We start from the raw sequence: 15,591 nt of genomic DNA, 5'->3' as shown, positions 1-15,591 counted from the left end.
GGCAGAGGATGATCCGACCGCGGGTTATGATTACTGGGACCTGATCAATCAGAACACCCAGGCGGTGGTATCCGGGATCTATCTTTACAACATAGAATCCAAATCCGGTAACCAGATAGGGAAATTCGTGATTATAAAATAGAACTATAAAAACGAAAGGAGTTCGTATGAGAAAAGTACTGGCGTTAGTTTTATTTGTGCTGGTGGTGATCCCTGGTCTAGCCTGGGGACAGGCAAAGACCGGAACTGCTGGTGCACAGTTTTTGGAAATAGGGGTCTCAGCTCGAGCTGTGGGGATGGGTAACGCATTTCTAGCGATAGCGAATGATGCTTCTGCCATCTATTATAACCCGGCGGGGCTCCCCCAACTGGTTCAAAGGGAGATCATCCTGACTCATATCGACTACCCGGCAGACATCACTTATGATTTTGGCGGTTTAGCCTATCCGGTGAGAGGGTTCGGAGGGGTGTTGGGTCTGGGTTTCTATTTTCTTAATTCCGGAGATATGGATTATACCACTTATGCTCATCCTTCCCTGGGAAGCGAATGGAGCTCAGGTCAGACCTTTTCGGCCAAGGAATACGCCGTGGCTCTAAGCTATGGTCGTTATCTGACTCAACGTTTCAGCATCGGTGCCACGGTGAAACTCATCGATGAACTGTATGAGGAGGAGCGCGCAGTGGGATGGGCTGCTGATATAGGAACCCTGTACAACACCGGGTTTAAAAATTTAAAAATCGGCATGGTGATGAGCAACTTTGGACCAGACCTTAAGTTTATCCGGGACAGCTACCCTCTGCCCATATCCTTCAAATTCGGTGTTTCGATGGAGGCGTTGAGCTTTGGTGACCATAAGACCCTGGTGGATTTCGAAATAGGCCATCCCAATGATAACCTGGAGAAGTTCAATGGTGGCATAGAATACTCCTATAAAGACTTCTTAACTTTAAGAGCAGGAGACCAGTTTGGATACGATACTGGCGATTTCAGTTTTGGTGCTGGTGTGAAGGTTCCTCTATACAGTAAGACCAAGCTAAAAGTTGATTACGGCTATTTCAACTTCGGTAAATTGGATCAGGTACATAGATTCACCTTGAATCTTAGTTTTTAGAAATTAGCTTTTAACCTTTTAAAAAGGAGTTTTAAAGATGAAAAGATGGATTTGGTTATCCCTTTTACTTTTGGTTTTCTTCTTATTCTCTGCCTGCGGTAAACTTAGCAGAAAAGGGACTGGTCCTGTAAATGTGCCTCCAGAGGTCTTTTTGGTAAATATACCTCCGGATTCCGTCAATTTCTCAACGCTGGCAAAAATCTACTGGTACGGGTTTGACCAGGATGGGTATATCTCTAAATATCAATATCTGGTAATTCCTGATACCGGGAATTTAATCCCCAAAGCTGGTGGCTATATCGACCCGGCATTTGTACAAACTATAGAGCAGGTTAGCCCTGGAGACTGGAATGATAGCTCCCTCTCCAGAATCTTGGGGATTAATAGGGCTGTTATAAATGCGGTTGATTCAGTTAAAGGAAACGGGACATTTGACAATGTTATGCTTGCTGCTTCTGTGGATACCACAGCTTACGTGGCTCAATATTTCTTTGTGAGAGGTGTGGACAATGATGGTGCAGTTTCCAAAATATGGAAACCAAACTCGCCTAAAGGCAGTAATTTCCACTTGTTCACCCGTACCAACCGCCCGCCCCATACCATAGCTTCCTATGATACCATGATAATCGAATACTGCCTGCCAGAAACCACGGCTGACTGGAAAGGTATCAAGATTAGCTGGTCAGCTGTGGATCCGGATTACGGCCCGCGGTCTCAGCCGGCATTCAGCTATTCCTGGCAGCTTTTGGGACCTTTTGACTTAAAAACTTCAGTCGATACAACCAAGGTTTATTATTCCTCCTGGGATAGTAAAACCGGCTCACCCTGGGTGGACAGCACTTCCCGCCTGCTGGTGGATTTGAATAATGTCCCGGGCAAAGACTACGGCTGGTACCAGTTCAGAGTGCGGGCAAGGGACGATGCTTTTGTGCCTGACCCAAATCCTGCTAAGGCTACTTTTATGATTGTAAAACCTCCTTTCCTTTTTTCAAATTATTCTCGAAAAAGTGTGCTTTTAGTAGAACCTGTTAATATGTATTATGGGCAGTTCATAACACCAAGCTTTTATCCAATACGGGATTTCTATACAGGACTCTTGCAAAAGCTCAAGGACGAAGGTGCAATTGATACATTTTCCCTCTATGAGTTAGCGGGATATTATGAGCCATACCCTCCGCCGGAGACTGTTTTTTCTCAGTATAAATTAGTCATATTCCTCAATGAGGGCAGGTTTCACTCAATAGCTGGAGATGGGTTTGATACGGGCTTCGTTCAGATAGAAAGGTATCTCAGAGTAGGTGGAAGGGTCTGGATGATCGGGCAAAATAACTTCGGGATAGATGTTAATCTCACCCGTTCCTCATACTGGCAGATCTCTCCAGGAAATGCTAGAGCCGCAGGGCTTACCCAAACGGTGGTAAGAGCAGCTAATTATTACTTCGGGGTAACTGGTGCTGGTCTTCCAAACTTTTACTCAGACACATTACAGGGTAGAATTGAAGAGATGATAGCCGCTGAATCGTATGATCCAGCTCATACCGGGCTACCACGGTTAGAAGTTGACCCCGCGAAATTAACTAAAAACTACTGGGAGTATTTTGTCCCGGATAGACCCCCCTGGGATAGCTTAAAAGGGATTCCCAGGGCTGGTTATGAGTCGATTTTGATTTCTAATAATGTGCAACGACTTTATACCGCCATATCTTACAAAGATCCTGCTTTATCTTTTATACATGGAAGACCCTGTGGCACCAGAGCCTTCAGCCCTAACCCCTGGATATTTAATGATGAAAACGGACAGCACATCCTGCAGTGGAGAACTGCGGAGTTCTGTTTCCCAGGATTGCCCATAAAGAATGACCAGATGTTAGAAATGATGAGGGTGATGGTGCTCTGGTTTATGCAGGATCAGTATCTTCCCTGATTCGTTTGAAAGATTAATTCTTTAACTTAAAGAGACCGGGTTTTCCTGGTCTCTTTTTTTATTTGGAAGATTGGATAGAAAGCAGAGAATCGACCAGTCTCAGCTTTTCCTGGGCAAGCTTAAAATCCGGTGAAAGTCTCAAAGCTGTTTCAAATTCCTGCTTAGCAAGAGGGAAATTCTTTGTCTTTGCAAGAATCAAGCCCAGGTTATAATGATAAACAAGATTGTCCGGAGAATCTTTTATTGCCTCTTCTAATTCTTTGACCGCAGGCTCATATTCTCTTCTTAAATCATATAGGTTTCCAAGGATAGCATGGGCTTCTGCAAAGTCAGGTTTCAGTTTAATTGACTGGATCAGGTTTTCTTGGGCAGGGTCAATTTCTTTTTGCTGCAAATAGATCAGCCCGGAGTTATAAGCCGCATAGGCTCTTAAGCCGTTCAATCCCTCCTGGGAGGGGTCGTCTTTTGAATAAATCAAGCCCAGATTGTACTCCAGGTCCTGAGTTTCTGGTTTCTGGCTCATGAGTTGCATATACTCCCTCAAAGCCTGGCCAGATTTTCCTTGTTTTTGATAAACAAGTCCCAGATAAAACCTGAGCTCAGCAAATGATGGAAAAAGAGCAAGCGCAGAAACCAGCGAGCTTTCGGCTGAAAGGTAGTTTTCCGTTTTCAGGTAAGCCAGGGCTAAGTTTACGTAAGCTTCTTTGTAATAGGGCTTGATCTCAAGAGCCTGCTTCGCCAGAGTTGTTGCCTTAAGGTCATCTCCCTGAATGCGATATAAGACTGAAAGGTTATTATAGGCTTTTTCCTGCCGGGGGTTAGCTTTCAGCTCCTCCAGGAATTCCTTTTCAGCCCGGGAATAATCTTTCTGGTGAAAATAAATATTCCCTAAATTTAGGTGAGCTCTTTGAAGGGAAGGATTTTCCTTAAGGGCTAAAAGGTATTCAGCTCTGGCATCTTGAAGGTTACCTTTTTTCAAAAACAGATTTCCCAGGCTAAAATAGGATTGGGCGAAATTTGTTTTGTCCAGATGATAAAGATTAGAGTTGCAGAGGAAGAAGAATAAAACCAGAAGAGCCATAGACAGAAATAATTTTTTAAAGGAACTCCCTTTGAGATACCCGAATAACTGGATTAGAGCAAACGAGGAGAGAACAATCAAAAAAGGGAGGACCGGCAGACGAAATCGAGAGTTGACAAAAAAGAGGAGTACTGAAAACGAATAGGACAAGACAAAAATCAGGACCAGGAAGTATTTTCTCCAGCTTTTTAGACTCAGGAGAATTCCCACAAGGCTCAAAGGACCTATTATCCAGAAGCCAACAGGGAGGATGCGGATTAGAGCAGAGTATCTTCTGAAAAAATAAATATCCTGGTTGTTGCTGATCTCAAAGGAATTCCAGAAAAGGTAAGCTTTTTTTAAAAAAAGCGATAAAAACTTCTGGGGTGAACGAATTATGAAGTTCGTTCCTTTTTTAAGATAATAATCCGAAACCTCAGATGGTCTGGGGATTTTGCCGATACTTCCCTGCACCTCGTAAGCTGCATCCTGATATTCCCAGTCGTCTCCATAAGGGGGTAGAATAGCACTGGTCCCGTCTGCCTGCGGGTTATTTCCGATATAAAAATTGATCCCTCCCTGAGAGGAAATCAGAACAAAGTCCTTTCCAACCAGATAGTTTCTCACGGTTATTGGTAAAATCAACCCAAAAAGACCCATGAGAAAAAATAGAGAAAAGACGATTTTCCTCTTCAGATTGACCTTCAATAAAAGGAGTATCCAGACAAGGACAAAAGGTATAAAAATCAGGATGTTGGGACGGGTGATGGCAAAAAGGCTGGCAACTAAGCCGGCGGTAAAGAATCGTGAGCTTTTAGATTTCTCCTCTGCCCGGTATAAAAGCAAAAGAAGCAAAACTCCGAAGAAAACTAAAAGGAAATCCAAAAGTAGCTCATCCTCGTAGTAGATAAGTACCCCATATATAGAAGTGAGGATGGCCGACAGGGTGGCGACTTTGCGATTGAAAAGTTTTCTGGCAAGGAAGTAAATCAAAATCACAGAGAGAGAGCCGATCAGATGCTGAATTAGTCGAGGGATAAAATAGTTATGCCCTAAGAGCTTGCAAATTATCCCTAAAAAATATGGGTAAAACGGCGCCCGGAAAAAAACCTGGTCCCCAATCCAATTCCCCTGGACAATCGCCTGTGCCCAGAGATCGTGGTATAATGCATCCATGGTGGGAGAAGTAAAATACGGATTGGAATTCATCTGTGACAGGTAAATCAGGCGCAGGACAAAGCTGAAGACGAAAATTCCGAAAAGAAAGTATAATTCTTTTTTATCTTGAATGATTTTTGATTTCACACTGAAAATATATCTTGAAGATGAAGATTTGTCAATACAATCGAATCTCTCTGCGACAAAGGAAAATGGAAAAAGGAAGGTGAAAAATTAAAAACAGAACAATTTGATATTGAATTATGAATGAAAACTGTAGGGGCAGGCCCCAGTGCCTGCCCTCATTTATCTTAGGAAGGAGAGAGGATAAATTAGTAGGGGCGTTCAATTGAACGCCCCTACCAGATTCAGCCCTTTCTTTTTCCTTTAATTATTCCCTTGTCGGTAATAATTGCGGTAATCAAATCAGCAGGCGTGACATCAAATGCCGGGGAGAAGACTTTTACCTTTTCTGGTGCGGTTCGTCTGCCCCAGAAGCTGGTAACCTCCTCCGGGGATCTTTCCTCAATTTTTATCTTATCCCCGCTTTCGATTGAATAGTCAAAACTGGAGCTGGGTGCTGCAAGGTAAAAGGGTATTTTATGAAATTTCGCCAGCACTGCCAAGTTGTAAGTCCCGATCTTGTTAGCCGCATCCAAATTCCTGACAATCCTGTCTGCACCGGTGATTATGCAATCGATCATCTTTTTTTGCATCAAAAAAGCAGCCATATCGTCGCAGATCAGCACAGTATCGATTCCCTGATGGAGAAGCTCCCAGGTGGTCAGCCTCGCTCCCTGAAGGACCGGACGGGTCTCATCCACGTAAACCTTTATCTTTTTTCCCTGGGCTTTGGCAATTAATAAAGGAGCCAGGGCAGTCCCTATTCCGCCAGTGGCTAAGGCACCAGCATTACAGTGAGTAAGAATTCGGCAACCATTTTTCAGCAGCTTTGAGCCGTATTCTCCTATCTTCTGGCACATTACCTTATCTTCCTGGTGGATCAGCAATGCCTCGTGCAAGAGCCTTTTGTTTCTACTTTCCATGTCATAACCCTCATATTCCAGGGCAACTTTTTTCATCCGGTCCAAAGCCCAGAAAAGATTGACCGCAGTTGGGCGGGTGGATTTCAAAACCGAGATGACCGAATCCAGTTTCTTCTCGTAATCTTTGTCGCCGGAATACTTTCCCTGCATCATTCCCAGGACTACGCCGTATGCGGCTGCTATTCCAATGGCTGGCGCACCGCGGATTTTGAGCTTCTTGATAGCGGTCGCCAGTTTTTTATAATCATCAAACTCTAAATAGGAAACCTTCAAAGGAAGTTTCGTCTGGTCCAGAATTCTCACCTTATTTTTTGACCATTCCACTGTTTTGAATTTTAATTTGATCACTGTTTTCTCCTTATAAAGGCAAAGATGGAAGGCTGAAGTCTCAAGACCTTGAGGCCTTCCGTTACATTTTTAAATATCAAATGTAGCGGAGGTCTTCAGACCTCCACGTAGTTTTTTGAATTCTGTGTCATTGCGAGCCTTTGGGGCGAAGCAATCCTTATACTCTGAGAGGATTGCTTCGTCGCCCCTACGGGGACTCCTCGCAATGACAGCTAATTGAGACGCATGGCGATGCGTCTCTACAAACCGATTATTTGTACTACTACTTCTCTGCTCCTGGGCCGCTCGTCAAAATCTACTAATATGATCTGCTGCCAGGTGCCTAAGATCAGGTCACCTTCAGAAAAAGGGAAAGTTTTTGAAGCACCTAATAAGGCTGCCCGGATATGAGCGTGTCCGTTATGATCACCCCAGGTCAGATGATGAGCATACTCCATATTCTCTGGAGCAATCCTTTCAAAAGCCATTGGCAAGTCCTTCAGAAGGCCAGGTTCATACTCGATTGTCGTAATCCCGGCAGTTGAGCCAGGGACAAAAACAGTTGCCTGTCCTTCCTTTAGGTTGGAGTTCTTTATAATTTTCTGCACCTCTGAAGTAATATCTAAAATATCCGTGTTTCCTTTAGTTTTTATCTTAAAGGATTTAGTAATTATGTTCATAATTATTATTATTTTGTAGGGGCACGGCGCGCCGTGCCCCTACGTTTGATATATATAAAAACGGTTCTAAAAAATCAAATCTGATAAACTATCTTTCCGTCCACAATCGTCAGGAAAGCCTTCCCTTTGAGCTTTCTTCCGCCAAAAGGTGAATTCTTCGATTTGGACCTGAACTCTTTTGGCTCGACTACCCAGTTTGCCTCCGGATCGATTACTGTCAGATCCGCAGGCATACCGGTCTTTATCTGTCCGGCATTTAATTTCAAGATCTTAGCTGGATTGAGCGTCATTTTGGCAAGAGCCTCAATCCAGGTAAGGACTTTTTTCTCAATAAGCTCTGTTATGACCAGACCTAAAGCGGTTTCAAGACCAACCATTCCAAAAGGTGCGGCATCGAACTCCACGTCTTTTTCCTCGATCGAATGCGGGGCATGGTCTGTGGCAATACAGTCGATAGTTCCGTCTTTCAATCCTTTTTTCAAAGCATCTAAATCCTTTTTAGTCCTCAGAGGAGGGTTCACCTTGGCATTGGTATCAAACGTTTTTATGATTTCATCGGTTAATGAAAAATGATGCGGGGTGACCTCACAGGTGATTTTGATTCCTTTTCTCTTCGCCTCACGGATAAGATTCACTGAGCCTTCAGTCGAGATGTGTGCGATATGTACTCTGGAATGAGTAAACTCAGCCAATCTTATATCGCGCGCAACCATTACCTCCTCAGCCACTCCGGGGGCACCTTTCAATCCCAGTACCGTAGAGACAAAACCCTCATTCATCACCCCATCTGAGGATAAGGCTAAATCCTCGCAATGGGATATAACCGGAAGGTCATACATTTTAGAATATTCGAGCGCATACCTCATCAAGCTTGAGCTGTAAATAGGCCTGCCATCGTCTGAAATAGCCACAGCTCCGGCTTTAACCAGATCTGCAATCTCAGTCAGTTCTTCGCCTTTTAAGCCTTTGGTTGCACCGGCAACAGGGTAGACTTTGCATTTTGCTAATTTCGCCTTCTCATAAATGAATTTCACTGATTCCTGATTGTCAATCGGTGGCTGGGTATTGGGCATACAACAGATGGAAGTAAATCCTCCAGCCACTGCTGCTTCTGAACCGGTTAAGATCGTCTCTTCATCTTCTCTTCCCGGCTCTCTTAAATGAGTGTGCATATCGATCAGTCCGGGAGTTACTATCTTATCATATGCGTCCACTATTTCCGGAAAAAATCTGATTTTTTTCCTGGGGATCAATTTTTTGGTCTCGATTTTAACGATTTTCCCGTCCCGGATATGTATGTCACCGACCTTATCCAATTTAGATGCTGGATCGATGATCCTTCCTCCCGCAATAATCAGTTCAGCTTCTATAGAGGTTTTTTTATTCAACCTTTCCTTCTCCTCCACTTAAAAGGTACAAAACTGCCATACGGATGGCTACTCCATTGGTCACCTGGTCCAAAATGACCGAGTAGGGACCATCTGCAACCTCCGGAGTGATCTCTACACCCCGGTTAATTGGTCCGGGATGCATTATGGTGAAATTCGGATTTAGACTTTTCAGCCGGTCAGAGTTCATCCCGAACTCGTTTGCATATTCTCTTAAGGAAGGCAAAAGCCCGCCTTTCTGTCTTTCTAACTGTATTCTCAGAACGTTGACCACATCCGCTCCCTGCAAGGCTTCATCTAAATTTGAATAAACCTCAACCCCCATCTTCTCGATCTCATAGGGCATCAGGGTTGTTGGCCCGCATACGGCTACCGAAGCTCCCATGGTCTTCAAGCCCCAGATATTTGACCTGGCAACCCGGCTGTGTTTTATGTCCCCGACTATCACCACTCTCAAGCCCTCGAGTTTTTTGTATTTTTCCCTTAGAGTGAATAAATCTAAAAGCCCCTGAGTCGGATGCTCGTGAGCCCCATCTCCGGCATTGATTATGGATGAGGAAAGGCATTGGGTGAGAAAATAAGGGGTACCTGAAGACTGATGTCTTATCACCACCATATCGATTTTCATCGCCTCGATGTTTTTGACCGTGTCTTTAAGGGTTTCTCCTTTTTTGACGCTGGAGGTGGAAGCAGAGAAGTTTACCAGCTCAGCAGATAATCTTTTTTCAGCCAGCTCAAAGGAGATTCTGGTCCGGGTGGATGCCTCGTAAAAGAGATTGACCACAGTCACACCTCTGAGGGTGGGAACCTTCTTGATTGGTCTTTCCAACACCTCCTTGAAAGTCTCAGCCGTGTCCAGGATCAGCCCGATCTCCTCTTTTGAGACCCCTTCCAAACCTAAAAGATGCCTGCTTTTTAATTTCATCTTCTCCTCATTATCTTAGACTTTCATTCTAGGCTATCTTTGGCTCGATAAATCGAGCAACTACAGGACTTACCTGGAGACGCATGCGATGCGTCTCTACAAAATCATTTCCTCTTTTCCTTCTCAATGGTTACGCTGTCCTCTCCGTCCACCTCTTGTATTCTCACTACTACCTGCTCATTTAAGGCAGTGGGTATGTTTTTGCCGATGTAATCGGCCCGGATCGGAAGTTCACGGTGACCACGGTCAACTAAAACGGCTAATTGAATCAGCTTCGGTCTGCCGAAGTCTATTATCTGGTCTAAGGCCGCGCGGATAGTTCTGCCGGTGAAGAGAACGTCATCCACTAAGATTATTATCTTATCTGCTACGTCAAACATAACCTCGGTTTTCTGCACGATCGGCTGGTCCAATTTCGTCTGGATGTCATCCCGGTACAGGGTGATGTCCATGACCCCCAAGGGGACCTGCACCTCCTCTATTTCGAAAATCATCTTAGCCAGTCTTTCTGCCAGATAAGCCCCACGGGTCTTGATCCCGATTAGGCCTAAGTTCTCAGCTCCTTTGTTCCTCTCGATAATCTCGTGGGCAATTCTGGTCAAGGCTCGCCGAACCGTTTTCTCGTCCATTATCAGGACGCCTTTTCTTCTGGGCAAATTCTCCTCCTCACTTTTCTAAAAAAGTGAAAAAAAATACCCTCCTGGTGAATCAAGGAGGGTAACTACATTTCATATTTCTAAATCTCATCTTTTACCTTTACTGATCTCGCCGGATCGGTTTAAAAGGTCTGTCGCCTATAATACGTGAAGAAATTCATTTGTCAAGTTTTTTTTGAAAAAAAAATTCAAGAAAGAAGAATGACGACAAAAAACGTCAGGGTGATTCGTTAATCGTGACCGTTGAAAAAATACAAGATAAAACATTGTATTTTTAACTTGAGTTTTTCGGGGACTGGGCTTAAATTGTTCCAACGCTTTTTGGCTGAAGATGGGAAAACTGAATTTAAAGAAAGATTTATGTGGAGAATGTGGGGGATGCGTGGCGGTCTGTGCTTTTGAAGCTCTGGAGTTGGAAAGCCAGGGTTTAAGAATAAAGGAAGAGCTTTGCACCCTCTGCAACGATTGCGTGGTTTTCTGTCCCTCCGGGGCACTGATAATTACAGATAACCAATGACGGATGACTAATACGAATAACAGACGAAAAAGACAATGACGAATGAAGAAAATGAAAGATAAATATGATTGCGTAGTAGTAGGGGCAGGTCCTGCTGGCTCGATGGCAACCTGGGTTTTAGCCAAGAATAAGCATAAAGTTCTCTTGCTTGAAAAGCATAAGGAAGTAGGGCTGCCTTTATGCTGTGCTGAAGCTGTCAGCTATAAGGGACTCTCAATTTGCGAGCAGGTTAATCCTGCCTGGATAAGGTCTAAAATCGAAAAAATTGCACTCTGCCCCCCTTCGGGGAAAGAGTTGAAGGTTTCTTACTCCAGCGCAGGTCTGGTGCTTGATAGAAAGATATTCGACAGGGATTTAGCGCTGAGGGCAGAATCCTCAGGCGCTGAGCTGAAAGTCAATGCCCAGGCTGTGGGATTAATCAGCAACAACAGGGGAGAGATTTGCGGAATAAGGGTGAAAGAAGATGGAAGGGAATCGGAATATCAAACCAAAATAGTCATAGCTGCAGACGGGATCGAATCTATGGTCGGGAGATGGGCAGGCATTGATAATACCCTGAAATTAGAGGGGGTGGATTCTGCTTACCAGTATCTTTTGAAGGCCGATCCTTTAGACCAGGAGTGCATTGAATTTCATCTTGGCACCAAAATAGCTCCCGGAGGTTATGCCTGGGTTTTCCCCAAAGGTAAAGGGTCGGCAAACGTGGGCCTGGCTATAACTCCGACCTTTGGCAACGGCATAAAGGCAAAGGAGCTATTGGATTTTTTCGTGATGAAAAGGTTCAAGAACTTCTCAGTGATTGAATGGATGACCGGAGGAGTGCCATCTTTCAGCCGTAAAAGCCAGTTGGTCAAAAGCAACATACTATTAACTGGAGATGCTGCCAGGTTAGTTGATTCCCTCTCCGGTGCAGGAATTGCCAATGCGCTTCTCTCCGGGAAGATTGCAGGCCAGGTTGCCTCAGAATATCTGGCAAATGGAGGTAATTCACCCGACTTCCTGAAAAAATATGAAGAGGAATTTCTGAAGATAAAAGGAAGGGAATTGAGATTTTATTCTTACTGCAGAAAGATTTACCTTAAGATGAAAGATGAGGATTTCGAAGAGGTTATCCAGTTTTTAAAGGAGTATCTTAAGGATAAGGATTCGACCAGGCTGACTCCCATTCAGACCTTGAAGGCTATCCTCAGGTCAAATCCTAAGCTTCTGCTTTTGCTTCGGCACCTGGTTTGGTAGGTTTATTCAGAAGCCTGGAAAGCCTAGACTTTATGCGGGAAGCTGTATTTTTATGGATGATTTTTTTCCGGGAGGCTTTATCCAGAAGCGAGAATACTGGTTTGAGATTCTCCTGAACCGGATTAGCCTCTGTTTTCTTTACCAGACTTCTCAGCTCGGATTTTATCTCCCGGTTACGAGCTTTTGCCTTTAAGCTGGTTTTCAATCTTTTTTTAACGTCTTTATGGACCTTGCGTACTGGCAAACTACCTCCTGGTTTAATTTTCGAAAGGTAAATATAAAGAAAAATCTTTTTTTGTCAATTCAAAAATGAGAAAAGACGCGACATTAATGCGGGATTCGTGAGCGTGCAACCAACTTGTCAGAATTGTCAGGCTGAGTCCGAAGGACGAAGCATCTAAAAAGAAAGGGGATTCTTCGTCCCCTGCGGGGACTCAGAATGACAGCCCGTTAGAGAGTTTGTCAACCAATCCCCTTAGGGGACATGATAGACCTACTAAAAAGAATGCAGACATAGAGGTAGGTCAGACATTCCTGTGGTTACGAGCCAGCCCGCCCGTAGGGCGCCAGGCTTTGCTCTCTGACAATTGAGAACGGGCGAGACGCCTGTTTTCCACCAAGGCAATGAATAAAAGGGAAGAAGGAAGATAGAAAAAAATGACGAATGTCGGATACCGAATGACGAATAAATAAAAAAAAGGAAAAGAGAATGGAGGCGCACGCAAAAGACAAAATCGCTAAATCTGCCGGAATGGTTAGCTCGGCCACCTTTTTATCCAGAATCTTCGGGCTTATAAGGGAGCAGGTTTTTGCCTATCTTTTCGGGGCGGGGATGGCTACGGATGCTTTTGTGGCTGCTTTCCGGATTCCCAATCTTCTCAGGGACCTTTTAGCAGAGGGTGCACTTTCTTCAGCCTTTATCCCGGTTTTTACGGAGAAGCTGACTCTTCAGGGGAAAGAGGAAGCTTTTCGTTTAGTCAACTTGGTGCTAAATATCCTTTTGATCGTTTTGTCCGCAATCGTCATCCTGGGCATACTATTCTCCCCGGCAATTGTCCATCTCATTGCCCCGGGGTTTGACAAAATCCAAGGCAAGTTAGAGCTTACAACCCTGTTGACCCGGATTATGTTTCCGTTTTTGCTTCTGGTCTCCCTGGCAGCCCTGAGTATGGGGATTCTGAATTCCTTCGGACGTTTTGGCGCACCCGCTTTAGCACCTACTATGCTCAATCTGGGGATGATCTTAGCGGGTTTTTTGATCTCGCCTTTTTTGAAAACCCCGATTATTGGAATGGCTCTAGGGGTTCTTTTGGGCGGAGCAGGGCAATTAGGGATACAGCTGCCTGTTCTTTTCAGGTTAGGATATAAATACAAACCTCTTCTGGATTGGAAAGACCCTGGGGTAAGAAAAATCCTCTGGCTGATGACCCCGGCTATTTTGGGCTTGGCCTCTACTCAGGTGAATATCTTCGTCAATACACTGATTGCCTCTCTTCTGCCGCAGGGAAGTGTTTCATATCTAAATTATAGTTTCAGGCTGATGAATTTCCCCTTGGGGGTCTTTGGAGTTGCAGTGGCAACAGTAACTTTCCCTTTTTTGGCAGCCCAGGCAGCTCAAAAAAACTATACTGAACTTATCTCCACCTGCAGCTCATCTTTGAAGCTTATCTTTTTCCTGACTCTGCCTTCGACCATATTTTTAGCGGTAGGGGCAAAGCCGATAATCTCCCTTTTATACCAGCATGGAAAATTTATTTTTGCGGACACACAAGCTACTTCTCAGGCACTGTTGTTTTATTCAATCGGGCTTTTCGCCTATGCCTCGGTAAGGGTCTTAGCACCAGTTTTCTATGCACTGGGTGATGCCAGAGTTCCAGTGATAAGCACTGCCATCACAGTAGTTTTTAACATCGGTTTGAATCTGATTCTTATGCGTCCCTTAGGCTTTCGGGGATTGGCTTTTGCTACCTCTTTTTCCGCCATTTTAAATATGGCTATTCTTTTTTTCACCCTGGACAAACGAATTGGACCTTTTGATAGAAAAGGTTTAAGGAACACCTTCCTTAAAATCCTGCTGACTTCTCTGCTGATGGGAATCCTGTTACAGGTTTTTCTTTTTCTTTATCCGGTTGACCTGGACAGGGGAAGCTTGATCCAGAAGACCATCCTGGTGGTTCTGATGCTGGTAATTTCCCTGCTCAGCTATTTATCCCTTGCGAGTTTGTTTAAGATAAAAGAAGTAAAAAGAGTACTGGGAATCTTGGGATTCAAGAGGTAAAATATTGAAACGCAGGCCCGTCCTTTTAGCCCTTCTGGCTTATGTGGCAGGAATTCTTGTAGGCAATTATTTCGATTTATCCACCCTGATCTTACTTTTTCTAATCTTAATTACTCTCTTTCTTCTGTTCTCTTTCAGGCAGGAACAAAATCTAAGAATAATATTTATCATGCTTCTTCTAACTTTAGCCGGGTTCTGGAGATACGAACTGAAGACCAAAGACCTTCCCATAAATCATATCTCCAATTTTTCCCGTCTCAATGGAAGGATCGAGCTGACTGGTGTTATCTCCAGGGATCCGGATATCAGGGAGGATAAAACTTTTATCGAAGTAGACACCCGGGAATTATCGTTTAACGGGAAAAAAATCAAGACTGACGGTAAAATTCTTCTTAAAATCAAACATCCGACTGACCGCTTCAACTATGGCGATTCAGTCCATTTCGGCGGGTACTTATATTCTCCTTACCCCTCGAAAAATCCGAGTGCTTTTGACTACAGGAAATATCTGAATTCTAAAGAGATTTTTGCCTGTATGAACTTAGAGCACGACTCTGAAATTACGCTACTGGAAAAGGAGGGAGGTAGCTTCTTTATCTCCGGAATTGTTCTTCCGGTAAAACATTATATTCTCGGCTTCTTTAAGAGAAACCTGACTGGCCCGCATCAGGCGATTCTATCTGGTTTCGTCCTGGGTGAAAGAAGAGGAATACCCAGGGAGATCTATAAACTCTTTACCGATACTGGCACCCTTCATCTTTTAGCCATCTCCGGCTCCAACGTGGCGCTGGTTGTCTTTCTCTTCTTTGGACTTTTTCGGCTCTTAAGAATACCTTACCGGCTCTCTTTGCTTCTGATTTTTCCCCTGATCCTGATTTTCTCCTTTGTGACCGGGAACCAGCCCTCAGTGGTAAGGGCTTCTATTATGACTTCTCTTTTTCTTCTTTCGCTACTGATCGAGAGGGAAAGGGATATCCTCAACCTCTGGGCTTTAGCTGCCTTGGTGATACTTTTTATCAACCCTTCTACTCTCTTTGATGTGGGTTTTCAATTATCTTTTATGGCTACCCTGGGGTTGATCCTCTGGGTTCCTAAGCTGGATAGACTTCTTCTTTCAGGGTTTCGGAATCGGCTCTTGAAGTCCTATGTGGCCTTGCCTTTTTTCGTTTCCCTGTCAGCTCAGTTATTCACTTATCCCATTACCGCCTATTATTTTAACAGGATCTCTCTTTACTCTCTTTTGGCTAACCTGTTAATCGTGCCCTTAACCGGCCTGGTGGTTAT

The 15,591-nt window shown here is 44.2% G+C and carries 13 protein-coding genes; 6 read left to right on the top strand and 7 right to left on the bottom strand.

The genetic code is table 11. The features are described from left to right. Window positions 1-167 precede the first annotated feature (167 nt). Together MUP17_01480 and MUP17_01475 are read left to right on the top strand one after the other, a co-directional pair. Window positions 168-1,112 carry a PorV/PorQ family protein gene (locus tag MUP17_01480; GenBank protein ID MCJ7457647.1) on the top strand — a complete coding sequence of 315 codons (945 nt, stop codon included), beginning with the start codon at window positions 168-170 and terminating at the stop codon, window positions 1,110-1,112. Between the two features lie 37 nt (window positions 1,113-1,149). Next, window positions 1,150-3,036 (top strand): hypothetical protein, encoded by a 1,887-nt coding sequence (locus MUP17_01475; GenBank protein ID MCJ7457646.1) that lies wholly within the window; start codon window positions 1,150-1,152, stop codon window positions 3,034-3,036. A 58-nt stretch (window positions 3,037-3,094) separates the two neighbouring features. On the opposite strand, the gene MUP17_01470 is transcribed toward MUP17_01475, so the two are convergent. From MUP17_01470 to pyrR, 6 genes are all read right to left on the bottom strand, one after another. Further along, on the bottom strand, window positions 3,095-5,401 hold the full coding sequence (locus tag MUP17_01470) for a tetratricopeptide repeat protein (GenBank protein MCJ7457645.1): 2,307 nt from the start codon (window positions 5,399-5,401) through the stop codon (window positions 3,095-3,097). A gap of 221 nt (window positions 5,402-5,622) precedes the next feature. Then, window positions 5,623-6,648: an S-methyl-5-thioribose-1-phosphate isomerase gene (gene mtnA, locus MUP17_01465; protein ID MCJ7457644.1), complete on the bottom strand. Its 1,026-nt coding sequence runs from the start codon at window positions 6,646-6,648 to the stop codon at window positions 5,623-5,625. 239 nt (window positions 6,649-6,887) lie between these two features. Continuing rightward, entirely contained in the window at window positions 6,888-7,307 is a 420-nt protein-coding gene (locus MUP17_01460) for a secondary thiamine-phosphate synthase enzyme YjbQ (GenBank protein MCJ7457643.1), read from the bottom strand. Between the two features lie 74 nt (window positions 7,308-7,381). Beyond that, a complete protein-coding gene (locus MUP17_01455; GenBank protein MCJ7457642.1) occupies window positions 7,382-8,695 on the bottom strand; it encodes a dihydroorotase in 1,314 nt (437 codons plus the stop codon). Next, window positions 8,688-9,620: an aspartate carbamoyltransferase catalytic subunit gene (locus MUP17_01450; protein MCJ7457641.1), complete on the bottom strand. Its 933-nt coding sequence runs from the start codon at window positions 9,618-9,620 to the stop codon at window positions 8,688-8,690. Before MUP17_01450 ends, MUP17_01455 begins: the two co-directional genes overlap by 8 nt. 104 nt (window positions 9,621-9,724) lie before the next feature. Next, window positions 9,725-10,249, bottom strand: coding sequence for a bifunctional pyr operon transcriptional regulator/uracil phosphoribosyltransferase PyrR (pyrR, locus tag MUP17_01445; GenBank protein ID MCJ7457640.1), 525 nt, complete (start codon window positions 10,247-10,249; stop codon window positions 9,725-9,727). A 358-nt stretch (window positions 10,250-10,607) separates the two neighbouring features. Here pyrR and MUP17_01440 point away from each other — a divergent pair, with 358 nt between their 5' ends. Together MUP17_01440 and MUP17_01435 are read left to right on the top strand one after the other, a co-directional pair. After that, complete coding sequence (locus tag MUP17_01440; GenBank protein MCJ7457639.1) at window positions 10,608-10,793, top strand: 4Fe-4S binding protein; 186 nt, start codon at window positions 10,608-10,610, stop codon at window positions 10,791-10,793. A gap of 42 nt (window positions 10,794-10,835) precedes the next feature. After that, window positions 10,836-12,029, top strand: coding sequence for an NAD(P)/FAD-dependent oxidoreductase (locus MUP17_01435; GenBank protein ID MCJ7457638.1), 1,194 nt, complete (start codon window positions 10,836-10,838; stop codon window positions 12,027-12,029). On the opposite strand, the gene rpsT is transcribed toward MUP17_01435, so the two are convergent. After that, entirely contained in the window at window positions 11,992-12,273 is a 282-nt protein-coding gene (gene rpsT, locus MUP17_01430; protein MCJ7457637.1) for a 30S ribosomal protein S20, read from the bottom strand. The genes MUP17_01435 and rpsT overlap by 38 nt on opposite strands. Window positions 12,274-12,738: 465 nt before the next feature. Between rpsT and murJ the strand changes: the two genes are divergently transcribed. Both murJ and MUP17_01420 read left to right on the top strand, forming a co-directional pair. Next, entirely contained in the window at window positions 12,739-14,307 is a 1,569-nt protein-coding gene (murJ, locus tag MUP17_01425) for a murein biosynthesis integral membrane protein MurJ (GenBank protein MCJ7457636.1), read from the top strand. 4 nt (window positions 14,308-14,311) lie between these two features. Beyond that, a partial coding sequence (locus MUP17_01420; GenBank protein ID MCJ7457635.1) for a ComEC family competence protein occupies window positions 14,312-15,591 on the top strand: 1,280 nt, incomplete at its 3' end.

The sequence above is a fragment of the Candidatus Zixiibacteriota bacterium genome (assembly GCA_022865345.1).
In the GTDB taxonomy this organism is placed as follows: domain Bacteria; phylum Zixibacteria; class MSB-5A5; order MSB-5A5; family RBG-16-43-9; genus RBG-16-43-9.
Note: the sequence above shows the minus strand (reverse complement) of the source record. Positions and strands in the feature narration are given on the sequence as shown.

Excerpts from the sequence above, each read along its gene's own strand:
- MUP17_01480 (MCJ7457647.1), top strand. The coding sequence starts at position 168 with ATGAGAAAAGTACTGGCGTTAGTTTTATTTGTGCTGGTGGTGATCCCT.
- MUP17_01475 (MCJ7457646.1), top strand. The coding sequence starts at position 1,150 with ATGAAAAGATGGATTTGGTTATCCCTTTTACTTTTGGTTTTCTTCTTA.
- MUP17_01460 (MCJ7457643.1), bottom strand. The coding sequence starts at position 7,307 with ATGAACATAATTACTAAATCCTTTAAGATAAAAACTAAAGGAAACACG.
- MUP17_01450 (MCJ7457641.1), bottom strand. The coding sequence starts at position 9,620 with ATGAAATTAAAAAGCAGGCATCTTTTAGGTTTGGAAGGGGTCTCAAAA.
- pyrR (MCJ7457640.1), bottom strand. The coding sequence starts at position 10,249 with ATGGACGAGAAAACGGTTCGGCGAGCCTTGACCAGAATTGCCCACGAG.
- MUP17_01440 (MCJ7457639.1), top strand. The coding sequence starts at position 10,608 with ATGGGAAAACTGAATTTAAAGAAAGATTTATGTGGAGAATGTGGGGGA.
- MUP17_01435 (MCJ7457638.1), top strand. The coding sequence starts at position 10,836 with ATGAAGAAAATGAAAGATAAATATGATTGCGTAGTAGTAGGGGCAGGT.
- murJ (MCJ7457636.1), top strand. The coding sequence starts at position 12,739 with ATGGAGGCGCACGCAAAAGACAAAATCGCTAAATCTGCCGGAATGGTT.